The following is a 17146-nucleotide window of genomic DNA, read 5'->3' as shown; positions in this document are numbered from 1 at the left end:
CCTAAGGTTTATTGATTAGTTCCCACACGGTATCTCTATCCCAGTCAGAAGGGTACCTGTAGGCGTAGTTGCCGGGGCAGTAGGGGTAGGGTGTGTGCATCACGCTACGGTCCGTACATGGTTCATATCTACCTGTGTATGTATTATAGATGGGGTCCATTAGTCCTAGGGCATGGCCGGTCTCATGGCTTACCATGTGCCGCCGCTTCCACTCTGTCCCGTCGTTATCGTAGATGCTGTCTCTGGAGTGGATGATTCTATAAGCTCGACTATCTACATGGTTGCCTATGTATACTGGCCCAAGATCGATTGCGCATTCAGTAGCGTCGTCGTAGCCATAGGAATAACAAGTGCTTTGGGCGTTAGCATCGGTCTTGACCCTATACCTAAGCTCAATGTCTTGCATCTCGGTAGAGCTGAGCTGGTCGCAGTATCTATCCTCCATCTGGAAGTGGAGGTGGTTAGTACCTGTTCTCTGGTGCCAATCGAGTTCGGGTTTATCGTAGCGTAGGGTATTGATAATCCGCGCTTGCACGTAGTTATGGGTGACTATGCCGTCGCCGACATCGCTTTGGGCGCACGCGTGTTCACCCCCCCCCGACTCCGTCATAATGAATAGACCATAGGTGATATTGGCCACCGGGATAGGGGTGGTCGGCATTGGCCTTGCCCACAGCCGACAGTGATAACCCCAGGATAATTAGGAATCCCAAGAGAGCATTAGAAGTGGACAGCCATGATCTGGGTAAGTACCTGCTCATAAATCCCCCTCCTGTGTGAAGTTAGTAAAGAATAACGACCATGGCTCAGATTATATACAGCACGCCGCTGGATTGCAACACTTATTTACAAGTAATATAGCGAGCATTATGGTCTTCATAGGGAAGTCCTGTAGACAAGCCTGGTAGCTGGATGAGGTCTGGATGGTCCTGGAGGGACTCAAAGGGCTTCGCCCTACGCTTAGGGGAGCGGTATGGTCCTGAAGGATCCCAGGGGTCGAGCTGTGGTGGTGTATCTGGCGGGCAAGAAGCCCTTGGCCATGTATTGGCGTGCCGGAGGTGAGAGGGTCGTGCTAGTGGTCAGGGGAGGCCAGATAGAGCGCGTACCTGATAGGTATCTCAAGCGCACCGGTGCGGATTACTCCGTGCTCACAGAGGTGGAACACCGCTCTGACCCTCGGTGGTTGAGGCCCATGGACTACTGTATCTCGTGCAGGCAATGCCTTGCAGGCGACCTGCTCTGTGTGCTGTTTGCTGCCTGTTGCTTCGGAGGTTTTGCATTCTGTTGCCCTGTGGGCCTGGGGCAATGCGCGTCGGCGGCTATATGCTCGGTAGCCTCTGGGTGTGATTGTGCCAGTTGCTTCTAAGTGGCCAGGCTATAGGGGGCGCATACGGGCCGCGGTCACCGAATAGCTGGGAGGGTTTCTCTATGACCAGCGGAGACCTGCTGTTTATTCTTCCGATCCTGTTGTTGCTGGGGATGGCGGCCTTCCTGCTGCTTACGCGTGTGGGTAGGCGGTGATCAGCCTCCGGCGGCCTGGCCACGCACCTTCTTGTACACCAGCTCCGCGGCGGTTACATCCTCTACCGCCAGCCCAAGCGACTTGAACAGGGTGATCTCATCCCGGGACTGCCTGCCCGGCTTGCTACCGGCGATCACCTCCCCGAGCTCGGCGAAGAAGTGTCCGGCGGCTATCACGTCGCCTGATTCCCGCATGGCGGCCTCGGATGAGTCTACGTAGATGCACGCCCTGCGGAGCAGCTCGTCGTCGAGCTCTCGCCAGTCCGGCCTGGGTGCTCCCACGGCGTTGATGTGGGTGCCGGGGGACAGCCACTCGCCGCGGAGCACGGGCGTGCGTGAGGTCGTGGCGGTCACCACCACGTCGGCCCCGCGGACCGCCTCCTCCGCGGATGCCGCGGCGGTCACGCCGTGCCGTCGCGCGAACTCCGGGGCGCTCCTTGGGCTCCACACCCGCACCTCTCGGAAGTGGCGTACCAACCTGAGAGCTTCCAGGTGGCTGCGGGCCTGCACCCCCGCGCCGATCAGCGCCAGCACGGAGGCATCCTCCCGCGCCAGGTAGTGCGTGGCCACCGCCGAGACCGCTGCCGTCCGGGCCTCGGTGATGTACGTGCCATCCATGCTGAGAAGCGGCTCGCCTGTCTCGGGGCGGAACAGTATGACTACCGCGTGATGAGTAGGTAGATCCTTGTTCTGAGGGTAGAGGGTGACCAGCTTGACGCCGAGGGCCGATCCCGTGTAGGCGGGCATCACCCCCAGGAAGCCCTCGTGGTCGGTTACCGGCAGCATCAGGCGGGTGGGCTGCACGACCCTGCCGGCGGAGAAGGCAGCCAACGCCCTCTCCATGGCGGGGATGAGCTCCTGCATGCTCAGCAGTTGCCTGACCTCGCTTTCGGTGACATCCAGCTGCATCCTGCTCCCTCCACAGTCCTCGTGCTAGCCGCCGGAGTAGGCCCTCCGCAGCTCTTCGATATCCAGCTTGGACATGCTTAGGAAGGCTTGCGTAACCCTCGCTACCTTCTCCTCGTCGGGGTCCTCCAGCATCCCGAACAGCTCCGCGGGCACTACCTGCCAGCATAGGCCGTACCTGTCCTTGAGCCAGCCGCAAGGCCCCTTCTCGCCCCCATCTGCCGAGAGCCCCTCCCAGTAGTGGTCAACCTCCTGTTGGGACCGGCACTCTACGATGAAGGAGATGGCTTCGTTGAACCCAAACCCATGCTCTATGGGGCTGTCCATGGCCGCAAACCAGGTGTCCCCAAGGCGAAAATCGGAGAACATCACCAGCTCATCGGCTCCTCCGCCGGTCTCCTCCGGAGGCGAGAACTCTAGCTGGCCCACCTCCGAGTCGGGGAACACGGACCTGTAGAACTCTCCTGCCTCCAGTGCTCTGCCCTTGTTCACGTCGGTGAACAACAGGCTGGGCACCAGGAATGGCCTGGGATCGCCCTCCGGGTTGGAGAGTATCAGCTGCCAGGATACTCCGTAGCGATCCTGTACCCAACCGTAGCGCTTGCTGAAGGGGTACTCATCCAAAGGCATTAGTATCTGGCCACCATCCTGCAACGCCTGCCAAGTCTCGTCGAGCCGGGCGCGGGCCTGCTCGTCCCGGGACGGGTCGAAGTTTACTATGAAGGATACCGAGGGGTTGAACTTGAACAAGGGACCTGCGCTGATTGCCTGGAAGGTCTGCCCAGCGAGCTCGAACATGACGGTGTCGGTATCTCCAGAGGGCGTATCATGGATGGTGCCCACGTGCAGCGTGCGCGACTGCGGGAACAGAGAGGTGTAGAACTCCGCCGCCTCCAAAGCCTCTTTGTCGAACCATAGATGAGGAATGATCCTAGGTCTTGCCTGCATATTCCTATCCCCAACTCCCGATACGGGACATATTTGTGGTCATATTACCAGGGGGCGAGCAGGATGTACAGCTCTCTGGTCCAGGGCTCACACACCCTTAGGGGCTGTGCCGATGATCTTCACTGCCGACTTCTCGTTGGCGGAGATCTCCACCGGCAGCACCACGTACCTGAACTGGCGATGTTCCTGGGGCTCCCTGAGCCTTTCTATGAGGATCTCCGCCGCCGAGATACCCATCTCCCTGGAGGGCAGGATAGCATTGGTTGACATAATAGGCATAGGGGTGTAGGGCCCAACGTGGTCCATGCCAGCTATCTCCACCTCCTCGCCCACGTGGACGCCGATCGCGGCCAGGTCGGTGGCCACCATCGTGGCTACGTAGCCGTTGACGCCCACGAACACCGTAGGGTGATAGGGGGCATTGAGCCATGTACGTAGCAGGTCGTAGCGCTCCTCGGGCCGTAGGCGCTCGTAGCAGAAGAGACGGGATATCTCTGGTACAATTGGTACGTTGTGGCGCAGCAGGGCCTCCTTGTACCCCGCCATGCGGTCGCGGACGCTGGTACAGTTCGTCTCACCCCAGATGGTGGCGATGTGCTTGTGACCTCGGTCTATCAGGTGCTTTGTCAGGCGGTAGCCTATGCCGAAGTTGTCGGGCACCACGATGTCAGTGGCCACCGCCGGGTAGTATCTGTCGACCATGACGACTGGGAACCCCTGGCGGACGTACTCCTCTACGATCCCCTGGTTCTGATCACCGTCGGTTGGGAACAGGATGATGCCTCCCGCACCTGCCTCCCTGGCTCTCCGGAGGTTCATCGCTTCCCTCTCTGACGATCCGGAGGAGTCGAAGAGGATCATGTGGTAGTTGGAGCGATGACATACGGCCTCAACGCCTCGGATGACCTCCACGACGTGACCGCCCCCAATCTGCGAGAAGACGCAGGCAATGAGCCTACCATTGGGCGTGACCTGTGGGAGGGGTGTGGGCTCGGCTTTAGGCTCCTGCCTCTCGGCGACGAAGGTGCCCTTACCTTGTTTGCGCACCAGGTAGCCCTCACGCTCGAGGTCATTGAGGACCCTGACGGCAGTGGTGGCGCTGACCTTGAAGCGCTCCCTCAGCTCCTTCTCCGTTAGAAACCTATCGCCGGGCTTGAAGCGTCCACTCTCTAACTCTTCAAGGAGGATCTTCTTTATCTTGTAGTATCTTGGGGTCCCATCTTCCATATAATATGTGCTCCATCCGAACGCTTTATTAACACAGATTATACTATCCCAGTTAGCAACTTATTAGTGTTAACCTATCACCCCGCCAGTATATGTGTTAACTCTATCATTAACCTAGGTATTATACGCCTCTGGCAACATATAACTTAATATATTGACACTGAAAATAATCTGCTCTAATATAATGCCACATCGCTAAAACGATGCCTTAAATTTCCGATGAGTAGGAGAGTGTGGCTTATGTCCAACGCAGACGAAGTCCGAAGTCCCAATGATCCCAGGCTGACCCGCCGGCAGCTCATAGAAGCGATGCTGGCCTCCGGTGGCGTGCTGGCCGCTGGCCCTCTGCTGGCCGCCTGCGGTGGGGGCACCCAGGCTACCCCGACACCCCCAAGTGGTCAAGCTCCTGCAGCGAGCGCCCCGCCTGCTTCGGCCAGCAGCCCGAGCCCAAGCCCGACCGCCTGCGCTACCTGTCCCTCCCCTGGAGCCTCCCCAGGCGTGACTCCCACCGCTGGGGAGAAGCAGGCTGAGGAGGTGCCGCCCCAGCAGCCACAGAGGGGAGGCACCATTCCTACCCCCAGGGAGCAGACGGTCGTCGTAGACCAGGCTCCATTCACCATCTTCGACAGCTTCAACCCATTCATTCCCAACGGTTGGCAGTACAACGGAGGGGCGCAGCAGATCCTCGTGGAAAACCTCTTCTACTGGTTGCCTACTGGCGAGATCAAGCCCTGGCTGGGCAAGGAGTGGAAGTACAACTCCGACTACTCCGAGCTGACCCTTACCCTCAACCCCAAGGTGAAGTGGAACGATGGTCAACCCTTCACATCGGAGGACGTCAAATACAGCCTGGAGATCCAGCAGGATCCGGCGTTATTCGGTAGCGGCATCAAGGAGTTTGATAGCGTTGAGACTCCTGACGAGCATACAGTGGTGATCAAGCTCACCAAGCCGAATCCTCGCTACCACCAGCGTTTCATCTGTGGTATTATCGGCTCCTTCATCGTGGTGCCCAAGCATATATGGTTCAAGCACAATCCCAAGACCTTCAAGAACAACCCGCCGGTCTTCACTGGCCCCTACGTTCTGGACAGGGCTATACCATCGCAGCTGATGTTCGTGTGGAAGAAGAACCCCAACTACTGGAACAAGGACGAGTTTGATCCCGCTCCTCAGTACGTGGTGTACCGCACAGCGCCCGTGCCGGACTCGGAGGTCCAGGAGTTCAAGCGGGGCACGGTGGATGTGGCTTCGTTCGACTACACGCACGCGATGGCCGTCAAGAACGGCGGCTACCAGAACATCATCATTACCACGAAGTTCAGGGATCCATGCCCGCGCGGCATTCACGTCAACTGCGATCCCTCCAAGCCGCTGCTGTCGGACCCGCGGGCGCGCTGGGCAATCTCCTACCTCATAGACAGGCAGAAGATAGGTACGGCCGTGTGGTTCGTGCCCACCCCGCCCGCGCAGTATCCTTGGGCGGACTACGAGTCCAACAAGAAGTGGTCCAACGACTCTATAGCTTCCAAGTATCAGCTGACCTACGATCCCAAGAAGGCGGAGCAGCTGTTCGATGAGCTGGGTGCGAAGAAGGACTCCAGCGGCAGGCGTATGTACAAGGGCAAGCAGGTAGAGATCAACATCATCACCCCGGTAGCCGTAGGGCAGCCCGAGTACGTGATCGGCCAACTGCTCTCGCAGGAGCTACAGAAGATCGGGATCAAGTCGAGCGTGAGGGCGCTCTCTGGCAGCGTGTTCAGTGACAAGCAGAGCAAGGGACAGTACGACCTGCTCTCGCTATGGATCTGCGGAGAGCTGTTTGATCCCGCCCAGTTCTACTCCCAGTTCGACAACCGACAGTATAAGCCGATCGGCAAGGATGCCTCTTCGGATCAGGTGAGGCTCAAGGACCAGAAGTTTCAGGAGCTGATCCTCAAGCTCAACAACGCTAATCCCGACGATCCGAAGAACAAGCCGCTATACGACCAGGCGCTGGAGCGGTTCTACCAGCTCCTGCCGGTCATCCCGATCATCCAGACCACTTATCCGAAGGTGTACAACACCACCTACTGGACAGGCTGGCCCACCGATGACAACGTGTACACGGTGCCCCTGGAGTGGTGGGGCCAGTTCATGTTCGTGATCGGCAACCTGAAGCCGGCCAAGAGTTCGTAGGGGTTATCCGGGGAGCGACGACGGTCGCTCCCTGCACCTAAAGAGCAAGGAGTAGTGTATATGGCACAGGCAGCTTCCCATGGAGGAACGGGAATAATCTCCTTCTGCCGTAGCTTTGTTGTAAATCATCCACTGGCGGCCTACGCGGTGCGCAGGTTCGGGGTGTACCTGCTGACGCTCTGGGGCTCCATCACGATCACCTTCTTCTTCTTCAGGCTGATCCCCGGCAACCCCATCGACGCCTACATCCAGAACCTGCAGACGATGCAGCAGAACTACAGCGTGCAGGCCAGCGAAGCTACCGTGCAGTACTACAAGGAGGCGTTCGGCCTCAACGGCAGCCTCCTGGAGCAGTACGTGCGTTATATGAACCAGCTGGTGTTGCATCAGAACTTCGGCCCCTCTTTGATCAACTATCCCAACCCTGCTCAGGTGGTGATCGCCCGTGCTCTACCCTGGACGATAGGGTTGCTGGGGATCTCGACCGTGATCATGTGGATCATAGGGGTGGTGCTGGGGGCGATACTCGGCTGGAAGCGCGACAAGCCGATCTCGGGCTTCGTGACCTACCTGGCGATCGCCTTCTCGCACATCCCATACTACTTCATCGCGCTGATCCTGGTGTTCCTGCTTTCCTACAGGCTGGGTTGGCTGCCATCCACCGCAGCCTACGACCCCGGCTACAGGATAGGCTTCACACCTGAGTTCATCACCAGCGTGATCAAGCACGCCATACTCCCCTCGCTATCCATCATTGTGATAGGTGTGGCCAACTGGATGGTGAGCACGCGCATGCTCATCGTGCCGATGCTGGGGGAGGACTTCCTGACGTTCGCCGAGGCCAAGGGGCTCAGGCCGGGATACATTCTGACAAGGTACGCGCTGCGCAACTGCTGGCTCCCACAGGTGATCGGCCTTGGCATCGGCCTGGGCAGCATCTTCAACGGGAACGTGCTCGTCGAGCAGCTGTTCAACTACCCAGGAGTGGGCAACCTGTTCGTCCAGGCCACTGCCCAGCTCGACTACAACACGATGATGGGGGTAGTGATCCTGGCTATATTTGGGGTGCTCACCGCCAACCTCATACTGGACCTGTTGCTGCCGGCGATAGACCCCAGAGTGAAGTACTGGAGGTAGTGGGATGCGCGGTGTGAGAGGCATATGGAACAGCAGCAACAAGCTCAAGATAGGGCTGCTGATCATCCTGTTCTTCGTGGTCGTGGCGGTGCTCAACGAGCCCATCGTACGCATGATAGGCCGAGGTAAGGACCCGATAGAGACCGCGGCGTATATACCCTGGCAGCTACCTAACAGGACGAACTGGCTGGGCACAGATCGCTACGGTCGCGACATCTTGGCGCTTGCGGTCAAGGGCCTGGCGGCGTCGCTGCAGGTAGGCGCGGTGGCGGGCCTGATCTCGACTTTCATAGGGGTGTTGGTGGCGTTCCTTGCGGGCTACAAAGGAGGTAGGGTGGACAGCATCCTCTCGGGGGTGGCGGACATGTTCCTGGTGGTGCCCAGCCTTCCCATCCTGATAGTGCTCTCGGCCTACGCGACCAACCTCAACCTGTTCACTATAGGCCTGATCCTGGCGATATTCAGCTGGGCGCTGGCGGCGCGCGTCATCCGCTCGCAGGTGCTCAGCCTGCGCACCAGGCCCTATGTGGAGCTGGCGAAGGTCAACAACATGGGTGATCTGGAGATCATCTTCCAGGAGCTCGTGCCCAACCTGTTGCCGTTCATCGCCGTGGGCTTCGCCAATGCGGTGCTCGGCTCGATCTTCGCCCTGGTTGGGCTGGAGGTGATAGGTCTGGGCCCCAGCAACGTCATAGACCTGGGACTAATGCTCAACTGGGCGATAGGCTGGGGCACGCTGAGCCTGGGGATGTGGCCGCTGTTCGTCACCCCTATCTTCATCCTTGGCATGCTGTTCTTCGCGGTGAACTTGATCAACATAGGACTCGAGGAGACTTACAACCCGCGCCTGCGGAAGGTGGCGGGAGCTTAGAGGGAGAGGTAGTTTGCATGACGCAGGAATCCATAGCTAGAGAAAGGGCCAGGAGCGCGGAGGGCGAACCGCTGCTGGAGGTGCGCGACCTGCGGGTCTATTACCGCACCGTCGCAGGGTTATCCAAGGCGGTGGACGGCGTGGACCTGGAGGTGCGCAGAGGCGAGATCCTGGGGATAGCGGGCGAGTCGGGCTCGGGCAAGAGCACGCTCACCACCGCGCTGCTGCGATTGACGAAGCCCCCTGGCTTCATAGCTGGGGGCAGCGTGATCTTCCACCCCAGAGAAGGGGCACCGGTGGACCTCATGAAGCTGAGCGACTCGCAGGTGAGGGAGTACCGTTGGCGGAACCTCTCCTACCTGCCCCAGGGCTCGATGAACTCGCTCAACCCGGTGATGAAGATCGAGGACCAGTTCGTCGACGTTATCACCCAGCACAGCGACATCCCCGCCAGGAAGGCCAGGGAGATGGTACCGAGCCTGCTCGAGCAGGTGGGATTGGATCTCCACGTGGCGCGCATGTACCCCCACGAGCTCTCGGGTGGCATGAAACAGAGGGTGATCATCGCGATGTCGGTGGCGCTCAACTCGGACCTCGTGGTCGCCGACGAGCCCACGACGGCGCTCGACGTGCACATCCAGCGGGTGGTGATCCAGACGCTGGCATCGCTGCGCGACGAGTTCGGCATGACGGTGATCCTGGTGACGCACGACATGGCCGTGCACGCTGAGCTGGCGGACAGGGTCGCTGTGATGTACGCGGGTAAGATCGTGGAGGTGAGCGACGTCCACCAGATATTCAAGGATCCCAAGCATCCTTACACCCAGGGGCTCATCGCCTCGATCCCCAAGATCGGTGGCGAGCGCAGGCGGCTGTCCGGCATAGGGGGTAACGCCCCCAGCCCGCTCAACTGGCCACCTGGGTGCCGGTTCCACCCCAGATGCCCCTATGTGATGGACGCCTGCCGCCAGCAGGAACCCCCTCTGCTCCCGTTGGTGAACGGGCACCAGCGTCCTCCGGTGGTTGCCTGCCACCTGTACACCCAGCAGCAAGTATCAGGAGGTAGCGATGACAGACGGTCGTGAGCACAGGATAGAGGTGCAGCACGTGACTCAGGAGTTCAGGGGCGCGGCCTTCCGATCAACCGGTGGGAAGCTGATCGCGGTCAACGACGTGACGTTCGCGCTCACGGACAACCCGCCGCAGATCATCAACCTTGTGGGGCAGAGCGGCAGCGGCAAGAGCACGCTGGCGCGGATCATTCTGGGATTGCAGAAGCCCACCAGCGGCACCGTCACATTCAACGGCAAGGACATCTATCGGCTGAGCAGGCGCGATCGCGCGGAGTTCCTGCGCATGGTGCAGCCAGTCTTTCAGGACCCTTACGGCATCTTCAACCCCTTCTACAGGGTGGACAGGGTGCTGTGGAAGCCGATCAAGAAGTTTGGATTGGCCAAGAGCAGGTCACAGGGTTTGGAGCTCATAGAGCGCTCGCTGCGAGCTGTCGACCTGCGCCCGGAGGACGTGCTTGGGAGGTATCCTCACCAGCTATCTGGGGGACAGCGCCAGAGGGTGATGCTGGCGCGCATCCACATGCTGCAGCCGCGCTTCATAATTGCCGACGAGCCGGTGTCGATGCTGGATGCGGCGGTGAGGGTAGCGTTCCTCAACCTGCTGATAGACTTCCGAGACAAGTACGGCATGACCACGCTCTTCATCACGCACGATCTCTCGACCTCGTACTACGTCGGCGGTGAGATCATGGTGATGCACAAGGGCCGCATCGTTGAGAGCGGCCGGGTGGATGACGTGCTGCTCCACCCGCAGCACCCGTACACCCGTACGCTGCTGGCCTCCGTCCCCGTGCCTGATCCCGATGCTCGGTGGCGGGACAAGGCAGAGGTCGCGATCGAGGAGGAAGAGGTCGTAGTCGAGTCCCCCAACATGGAGGTACCTAACCCGTGAGAGGTACGAGGATCTACCAAGATTGGTCCCCCTAGAGCTTATAAGGAGTTGACACATGCCTTACGAGATGAGCCGAAGAGAGTTCCTGCAGATAGGTAGCCTACTCGGGGCGTCGTTGTTGGCTTCGTCCTATTGGCAAGCTGCCGGCGCCTCTTACAGAGGTGGGCAACCCCACCGATGGGTGCGCTCACGAGAGCTACCTTCCTTCAAGCGGCCCCATCACCTGGACTACATAGATGCGACCGACGTTGACCCCGATGTGCAGCTCGTGCTCACGACGATGCAGGGGGCGGTCGCACAGGAGAGGCCAGCTATCTACGTGTGGTTCCCCACCAACGAACCCAATCACGCTTGGATCGACACTTTGGGAGTGCCCTATACGGAACACACGGATCCTTGGGAGGTCATTCGCAAGCACAGCTCGAAGGTCAAAGGGGTCATAGTCTACGATCCAGGGCTGATGGACACGATCAACGTGGCCACTACGCTCGCCGGCCTGCAGCGTGCAGTGGTGGCTTCTCCCCAGATCGCTCAGGAGCTCTCCGGTGAGCCCTACAACCTGCCGATCATCGACGACCTCAGGGGGAGGTTCACAAGCAAGCTCGAGGCCTACCAATGGCAGTACGACCACCTTTGGCCACGGTGCAACCACGACGTGCTGACGGGTATAAGCCCGTCCCAGAGAAGGAGCCTGCCGCCAGGGATACCTCCCTACTACACAACCCTGGCGCAGGTAACGACTCACGTCCACGACTCATCCAACCGCGGGGTGTACGAGTTTGATCTCACCCCATTCCTGGGGGGTGAAGCGGTATACCTGCGCTTCGACGACGCCTTCACGGACGATGGCTGGGGGCCCTCGGTCCAGCACGTCACGGTCATAGCCGACGGCCAGACGATAGCCGACTTCCAGCCGTTTACCGATGCTGAGGCGCAGTACCTGTACGACTCTGATGGCTCCTCACGCGACGGTAGTCACCGCTTCGCGGACGGCAACCGCTACTTCGTGTACCGATTCGTGCCACCGCAAGGCACCACATCGCTCACCGCGCGCGTGGAGATGTGGAACGAGTACAAGGTATCCGCCACGAGCACTACTCCACCCACCTCGGATGTGCTCCTGCCGTTCCCGCGGTTCAGGGACTACATCGTGGCCGCACGCACCATGGTGTTCTGGCTCGATCCGAACGTGGACGCGGAGCGCGAGCTGTTCGTGCGCATCATGAGCGAGGTCGATCCCTACACCCCGTACATGGGGTGGTTCGCCCAGGACGTCGCGGGCGAGTTCAGTGGTACCCAGCTCTGCTCGGAGCACAGCGTGTACGTGCTCGCCGCCGACTTCTTCGACAACGGCACGGTGTTTGGTGCCGTGAGGGCCCCTATGCCCCCACGCCGACCGCCCACCAAGCCCACGCTGGAGAATAAGATCTACGTCGCGCTCGTGATGTCCGAGGGCGACAATATCCAGTACGACCAGCACAGGATGCGCCAGCTATGGGATGACCCCAACAGGGGTAAGATCCCCATCAACTGGACGGTCAACCCTATACTGTTCGAGGCCGCGCCGACGATCATCGGCTATTACCTGCGCACGGCCACCGATAACGATCTCCTCATGGCCGGACCCTCTGGTGCGGGCTACATCAATCCCACCCCTTGGCCAGATGATACCTTCCGGATATACACCCACGCGACCTATCGGTACATGCATCGCCTGGGGATGAACACCGTGTACGTGCTCAACAGAGTGAACGGCAGGTCGGTGGAGCTATCGGCCTCCGAGCGGCGGGCGTACATCGAGGACGTTAAGCCCGAGGGCATCATGCTCAACTGGGACGCGCGCACGGCGATGCAGCTACTCGATGGCACGACGCCCCAGGGCACGGTCCGCGGCACGGGCAATGCAGCGGACGTGCTGCGGGCGATAACGGAAGAGTCTCAGGGTTGGGACGGTAGCTCTCCCCTGTTCCTCTCAATAGGCGTGCTAGCATGGAACGTCACACCCACGGACCTGGTGAACACGCTCTCGACGCTTGGTCCTGAGTACCAGATAGTGCGAGCGGACCACTTCTTCGAGCTCGCCAGGCAGTACTACCAGTCAAGGGGCTAAACCTCCCCTCCTGCATCTCTACTGGGCACAGGCCACGGCCTGTGCCCAGTAGCTTAATCTCCCCTTAATGTTCGCCTACGCAAGGGCCCGGGCTGGTGGGCAAATTCAGATCCCGTTTAGCGCTGCTTCAGATCTCCTTAATCTTCCCATTAACGTCGGCCTGTACATTGGGTGTGGGTAAAGGGAGGTGATTCTCCCGAGCAGAAAACATGTGTGGAGGTAATATGTTAGCTGGTCTCTATAAGCGTCTGTCCTTCATTGGTGTGGTTTTGACCTTCATCCTGCTGTTCACCGTGGCTTGTGGCTCCCAGAACAGCACCCCGACGCAGGGGACGAGCAGCCCAAGCCCATCACCCAGTACGGGCGCAAGCAGCCCTAGCCCGTCACCCAGCGCTGCGGGTAGCCCAAGTCCGAGTCCCACGCAGGCAGCTGCCAGTCCATCGGCGTCGCCCACGACCGCAGCCAGCCCGTCAGCGTCTCCTGTCGCTAGCCCAACCCCGGAGATGATGCCGACGCCGACGGAGACCTCCGGCTCGGGTGGCGTCAGCGGGAATGTGTCGCTCACCGGCGCGGGCTCAACCTTCGTAGCCCCGTTCTTCTCGAACGCCTTTCAGGAGTATTCCAAGCAGCATCCCAACATCAAGGTGAACTACCAGGCGATCGGTAGCGGCGGGGGCATCGAACAGTTCACGGCGCAGACCGTGGACTTCGCCGCCAGCGACGTGCCTATGAACGAGGACGAGCTCGCCGCCGCCAAGCAGGCCAACGGCGAGGTGATAGAGTTCCCGGTCGCGCTGGGGGCGATCACGCTGGCGTACAACATCCCGGGCGTGGACAAGGGGCTCAAGCTCACCCCCGAAGCGGTCGCCGGCATCTTCCTGGGCAAGATCACCAAGTGGAACGACCCGGCCATAGCTAAGGCCAACCCTGGTGTCAAGTTGCCCGACAGGGACATAGTGGTGGTACACAGGGCCGATAGCAGCGGCACGACGTACATCTTCACCGACTACCTGTCGCACATCAGCAGCGAGTGGAAGAACGGGCCAGGCACAAGCAAGGAGGTCGACTGGCCAGTGGGTCTGGGTGCTCAGGGCAACTCGGGTGTGGCCTCGCAGATCCGCAACACGCCGGGCTCCATAGGCTATGTTGAGCTAGCGTACGTGCTGGAGAGCAAGATGGACTACGCTTACATCCAGAACAAGGCAGGAAAGTTCGTGGAGCCCACTCTGGAGGCCACGACTGCCGCAGCCAGCCAGTTCCCACAGGTGAGTCCAGAGAAGTTCTCCATAGTGAACGCTCCAGGCGCCAAGAGCTACCCGATAGCGGGCTACACCTGGGCGATAGTCTGGCAGCAGTACTCCGATGCCAACAAGGCCGCCGCTATCAAGGAGCTGATGGGTTGGGTGGTGACGGACGCGCAGGAGTCGGTCGCCAAGAAGCTGAACTATGCGCCGCTGCCTCAGAACGCGCAGCAGCTGGCTCAGCAGAGCCTGGACAAGGTCAAGTAGCGCAAGCAAACGCATATCGAGGACGGGAGGTGCGTCGCCGACGTACTTCCCGCTCGGTGTTTGTGGAGGTAATGGAGTGGCTGTAGGAGTTCGTAAAGAGGCAAGAAGTATAACCAGGACCAGGAGCTGGAGGCCCTCGGGAGACGCCTGTTTCCAGGCACTGGTGCTCGCGGCAGCGATGACCATCCTGGTGATCACCATGCTCTTCCTGTTGGAGCTCGCCCGCCAGGCGTATCCTGCTTTCGCCACCTACGGCTGGGGTTTCCTGTTTGGCACCGAGTGGAGCCGTGGGAGGCGGGAGTTCGGTGCCCTGCCGTTCATCTACGGCACGGTGGTCAGCTCGGCCATAGCTTTGGCGGTGGGAGGGCTAGTGGGCCTGGGGATGGCTATATTTCTAACAGAGCTCGCGCCGAGGTGGCTGCGTGCGCCGCTGTCGTACATGGCAGAGCTCCTGGCGGCCATCCCCAGCGTGGTGTATGGCTTCTGGGGGCTCCAGGTGGTGGTGCCCTGGATGGCCCACACGGTGCAGCCCAGGCTGCAGGAATCGCTCGGCTTCATCCCGCTCTTCGAGGGCGCTCCCTACGGAGTAGGGATGTTGACCGCCGGGCTCGTGCTCGGGGTCATGATACTGCCCACCGTGGCGGCGGTCTCCAAGGACGTGATCTCTGCCGTGCCGCAGTCCCAGCGAGAGGGTATGCTGGCCCTCGGGGCGACCAGGTGGGAGACGATCAGCCGGGTGGTGCTGCCCTACGCCCGAGCCGGTATCACGGGTGCCCTCATCCTGGGCCTTGGCAGGGCTTTCGGGGAGACGATAGCTACCACTATGCTCATAGGCAACAACCCGCAGATACGGGGCTCCCTGTTCGCGCCCGCGTCCACCATGGCCTCGATAATAGCCAGCCAGTTCAACGAGTCCACCGGGGCCCTGCGAGCGGCGCTGGTCGCCATAGCCCTGCTGCTGTTTGCCCTCACTCTTCTGGTGAACATGGGGGCGCAGCTGCTGATCCACAGGATGAACAAGGCCAGGGAGGTGTAGGATGGTCTTCAGGGTACCTCTCAGGCGCAAGCTCACGGACACCGCTGCGCGGGGTCTGATATGTATCTCGGCGTTTGTGGCCGTCCTGCCGCTGGTGCTCATCCTAGCGTACCTGGCGGTCAGGGGTGTGCCGGCGTTGAGCTGGGAGTTCTTCGCTCGCAACCCTATGCCCCTGGGATCCCCCGGAGGGGGCATGCTAAACGCGATCGTCGGGACTTTGATCATAGTCGGACTGGCATCGCTAATGTCCGTGCCCCTTGGGGTGCTTACCGGGATGTACCTTGGGGAGTACGGTGTGGGCACCTTCGCGCGCACCGTGCGTTTCCTAAGTGACAGCCTGGCGGGCATCCCATCTATAGCCGCTGGCATATTTGCTTACTCATTCATCGTCACGGCCATGGGGCACTTCTCGGCCCTGGCCGGTAGCGTCGCCCTGGCCATACTCATCCTGCCGGTGGTGATCAGGACGACCGAGGATGCGCTGCGGATGGTGCCGGGGGATATCAGGGAGGCGGCGTACGCCTTGGGGATAACCCGCTGGCGGAGCACTCTGAGGATCGTCTTGCCGGCCGCCAGGGCACCGATCGTGACCGGCGCGCTGCTGGGGATAGCCAGGGCCAGCGGCGAGACGGCGCCGCTGCTCTTTACGGCCTTCGGTACCCCGTTCCTCACCTTCGATCCCTCTCAGCCGATGAGCGCGCTCCCCCTCCAGATATACGTGTACGCCACCTCGCCCTACGAGGTGAACTGGAACCTGGCGTGGGCGGCAGCGCTGACGCTGGTGACGATCGTGTTGATCCTGAACGTGTTAGCCAGGGTGATCTCAGCAAAGTCAAGGTCTCTGTAGGAGGAAAGAGTTGGAAGAGCAAGCACGCAGTAGGACGATGAGCTTATGGCACAGGGAAGCGGGCGTGACCGAGGAGCCCACTCAGGCGGTGATGGTCGCCGAGAAGGTCTCCGCGTGGTACGGCTCCCGGCTAGCTATCAAGGACGTGACACTGACCATATGGAAGCACCGGGTGACGGCCTTCATAGGCCCCAGCGGCTGTGGGAAGAGCACCTTCCTGCGCACCCTTAACAGGATGCATGAGCTCCTGCCGGGCGCGCGCGTCGAGGGGCGGATACTATTCGGCGACCAGGACATCTACGACCCGGATGTGGACCCGGTGGCGCTGCGGCGCCGGGTCGGCATGGTGTTCCAGCGGCCCAATCCATTTCCCACGATGTCGATCTTCGACAACGTGGCCGCTGGCCTCAGGTTGACGGGCTTAAGGAACAGGGCGATCCTAGAGGAGCGCGTGGAGAACAGCCTGCGGCAGGCGGCGCTGTGGGAGGAGGTGAAGGACAGCCTGCGCAAGCCAGCCACGGCCCTCTCCGGCGGTCAGCAGCAAAGGCTCTGCATCGCCCGGGCGCTTGCCGTCGAACCCGACGTGATCCTGATGGACGAGCCCACGAGCTCTCTGGACCCCATATCTACCCAGAAGATCGAGGACACCATAACGGAGCTCAAGGAGCACTACACCATCGTGATAGTCACGCACAACCTTCAGCAGGCGGCCCGCATCTCGGACTACACGGGGCTGTTCCTGATCCGCAGACAGGGGGATCCTGGCGAGCTGTGGGAGATGGCCCCCACCGAGAAGCTGTTCTCGATGCCCTCCCGTCCCGAGACCGAGAGCTACATAACCGGCCGTTTCGGGTGATTATATTCCAGGCCCTGCACCCATCGCCGTGACGTA

The 17146-nt window shown here is 60.6% G+C and carries 15 protein-coding genes; 11 read left to right on the top strand and 4 right to left on the bottom strand.

Annotated features, from left to right (window positions below; all coding sequences use genetic code 11):
• Position 1: 1 nt before the first annotated feature.
• Positions 2-661: a zinc metalloprotease gene (locus TTER_RS13850; protein WP_041425337.1), complete on the bottom strand. Its 660-nt coding sequence runs from the start codon at positions 659-661 to the stop codon at positions 2-4.
• 312 nt (positions 662-973) lie between these two features.
• Between TTER_RS13850 and TTER_RS13845 the strand changes: the two genes are divergently transcribed.
• The gene (locus TTER_RS13845) at positions 974-1366 is read left to right on the top strand and encodes a hypothetical protein (protein ID WP_012876670.1); all 393 of its coding nucleotides are present in this window, start codon (positions 974-976) and stop codon (positions 1364-1366) included.
• A 155-nt stretch (positions 1367-1521) separates the two neighbouring features.
• On the opposite strand, the gene TTER_RS13840 is transcribed toward TTER_RS13845, so the two are convergent.
• The 3 genes from TTER_RS13840 to TTER_RS13830 all read right to left on the bottom strand — a co-directional run bounded on the left by TTER_RS13840 (position 1522) and on the right by TTER_RS13830 (position 4602).
• A complete protein-coding gene (locus tag TTER_RS13840) occupies positions 1522-2430 on the bottom strand; it encodes an ornithine cyclodeaminase family protein (RefSeq protein ID WP_012876669.1) in 909 nt (302 codons plus the stop codon).
• A gap of 24 nt (positions 2431-2454) precedes the next feature.
• Complete coding sequence (locus tag TTER_RS13835) at positions 2455-3375, bottom strand: VOC family protein (RefSeq protein WP_012876668.1); 921 nt, start codon at positions 3373-3375, stop codon at positions 2455-2457.
• Between the two features lie 87 nt (positions 3376-3462).
• The gene (locus TTER_RS13830) at positions 3463-4602 is read right to left on the bottom strand and encodes a GntR family transcriptional regulator (RefSeq protein WP_012876667.1); all 1140 of its coding nucleotides are present in this window, start codon (positions 4600-4602) and stop codon (positions 3463-3465) included.
• Positions 4603-4842: 240 nt separating this feature from the next.
• Here TTER_RS13830 and TTER_RS13825 point away from each other — a divergent pair, with 240 nt between their 5' ends.
• The 10 genes from TTER_RS13825 to pstB all read left to right on the top strand — a co-directional run bounded on the left by TTER_RS13825 (position 4843) and on the right by pstB (position 17110).
• Positions 4843-6780 carry an ABC transporter substrate-binding protein gene (locus TTER_RS13825; protein ID WP_012876666.1) on the top strand — a complete coding sequence of 646 codons (1938 nt, stop codon included), beginning with the start codon at positions 4843-4845 and terminating at the stop codon, positions 6778-6780.
• A gap of 60 nt (positions 6781-6840) precedes the next feature.
• Positions 6841-7917, top strand: coding sequence for an ABC transporter permease (locus tag TTER_RS13820; protein ID WP_012876665.1), 1077 nt, complete (start codon positions 6841-6843; stop codon positions 7915-7917).
• 4 nt (positions 7918-7921) lie between these two features.
• Positions 7922-8788 (top strand): ABC transporter permease, encoded by an 867-nt coding sequence (locus tag TTER_RS13815; protein WP_012876664.1) that lies wholly within the window; start codon positions 7922-7924, stop codon positions 8786-8788.
• A gap of 17 nt (positions 8789-8805) precedes the next feature.
• Positions 8806-9873, top strand: coding sequence for an ABC transporter ATP-binding protein (locus TTER_RS13810; RefSeq protein WP_012876663.1), 1068 nt, complete (start codon positions 8806-8808; stop codon positions 9871-9873).
• Positions 9857-10753, top strand: a complete 897-nt coding sequence (locus TTER_RS13805; protein WP_012876662.1) for an ABC transporter ATP-binding protein — start codon at positions 9857-9859, stop codon at positions 10751-10753. Before TTER_RS13810 ends, TTER_RS13805 begins: the two co-directional genes overlap by 17 nt.
• A gap of 55 nt (positions 10754-10808) precedes the next feature.
• The gene (locus TTER_RS13800; protein WP_012876661.1) at positions 10809-12863 is read left to right on the top strand and encodes a GxGYxYP domain-containing protein; all 2055 of its coding nucleotides are present in this window, start codon (positions 10809-10811) and stop codon (positions 12861-12863) included.
• 224 nt (positions 12864-13087) lie between these two features.
• Positions 13088-14371, top strand: a complete 1284-nt coding sequence (gene pstS, locus TTER_RS13790) for a phosphate ABC transporter substrate-binding protein PstS (protein ID WP_012876660.1) — start codon at positions 13088-13090, stop codon at positions 14369-14371.
• A gap of 76 nt (positions 14372-14447) precedes the next feature.
• Positions 14448-15407, top strand: a complete 960-nt coding sequence (pstC, locus tag TTER_RS13785) for a phosphate ABC transporter permease subunit PstC (protein WP_012876659.1) — start codon at positions 14448-14450, stop codon at positions 15405-15407.
• Position 15408: 1 nt separating this feature from the next.
• Positions 15409-16254: a phosphate ABC transporter permease PstA gene (pstA, locus tag TTER_RS13780; protein WP_012876658.1), complete on the top strand. Its 846-nt coding sequence runs from the start codon at positions 15409-15411 to the stop codon at positions 16252-16254.
• Positions 16255-16345: 91 nt separating this feature from the next.
• Positions 16346-17110 carry a phosphate ABC transporter ATP-binding protein PstB gene (gene pstB, locus TTER_RS13775; protein WP_041425725.1) on the top strand — a complete coding sequence of 255 codons (765 nt, stop codon included), beginning with the start codon at positions 16346-16348 and terminating at the stop codon, positions 17108-17110.
• Positions 17111-17146: the final 36 nt, after the last annotated feature.

Origin of the sequence: Thermobaculum terrenum ATCC BAA-798 (genome assembly GCF_000025005.1) — a bacterium.
GTDB lineage: Bacteria > Chloroflexota > Chloroflexia > Thermobaculales > Thermobaculaceae > Thermobaculum > Thermobaculum terrenum.
This window is presented reverse-complemented; position numbering and strand designations above follow the sequence as displayed.

Bases quoted from the DNA above. Each gene is read 5' to 3' on its own strand.
- TTER_RS13850 (WP_041425337.1), bottom strand. From the start codon at position 661: ATGCCGACCACCCCTATCCCGGTGGCCAATATCACCTATGGTCTATTC.
- TTER_RS13845 (WP_012876670.1), top strand. From the start codon at position 974: ATGGTCCTGAAGGATCCCAGGGGTCGAGCTGTGGTGGTGTATCTGGCG.
- TTER_RS13840 (WP_012876669.1), bottom strand. From the start codon at position 2,430: ATGCAGCTGGATGTCACCGAAAGCGAGGTCAGGCAACTGCTGAGCATG.
- TTER_RS13835 (WP_012876668.1), bottom strand. From the start codon at position 3,375: ATGCAGGCAAGACCTAGGATCATTCCTCATCTATGGTTCGACAAAGAG.
- TTER_RS13830 (WP_012876667.1), bottom strand. From the start codon at position 4,602: ATGGAAGATGGGACCCCAAGATACTACAAGATAAAGAAGATCCTCCTT.
- TTER_RS13825 (WP_012876666.1), top strand. From the start codon at position 4,843: ATGTCCAACGCAGACGAAGTCCGAAGTCCCAATGATCCCAGGCTGACC.
- TTER_RS13820 (WP_012876665.1), top strand. From the start codon at position 6,841: ATGGCACAGGCAGCTTCCCATGGAGGAACGGGAATAATCTCCTTCTGC.
- TTER_RS13815 (WP_012876664.1), top strand. From the start codon at position 7,922: ATGCGCGGTGTGAGAGGCATATGGAACAGCAGCAACAAGCTCAAGATA.
- TTER_RS13810 (WP_012876663.1), top strand. From the start codon at position 8,806: ATGACGCAGGAATCCATAGCTAGAGAAAGGGCCAGGAGCGCGGAGGGC.
- TTER_RS13805 (WP_012876662.1), top strand. From the start codon at position 9,857: ATGACAGACGGTCGTGAGCACAGGATAGAGGTGCAGCACGTGACTCAG.
- TTER_RS13800 (WP_012876661.1), top strand. From the start codon at position 10,809: ATGCCTTACGAGATGAGCCGAAGAGAGTTCCTGCAGATAGGTAGCCTA.
- pstS (WP_012876660.1), top strand. From the start codon at position 13,088: ATGTTAGCTGGTCTCTATAAGCGTCTGTCCTTCATTGGTGTGGTTTTG.
- pstA (WP_012876658.1), top strand. From the start codon at position 15,409: ATGGTCTTCAGGGTACCTCTCAGGCGCAAGCTCACGGACACCGCTGCG.
- pstB (WP_041425725.1), top strand. From the start codon at position 16,346: ATGGTCGCCGAGAAGGTCTCCGCGTGGTACGGCTCCCGGCTAGCTATC.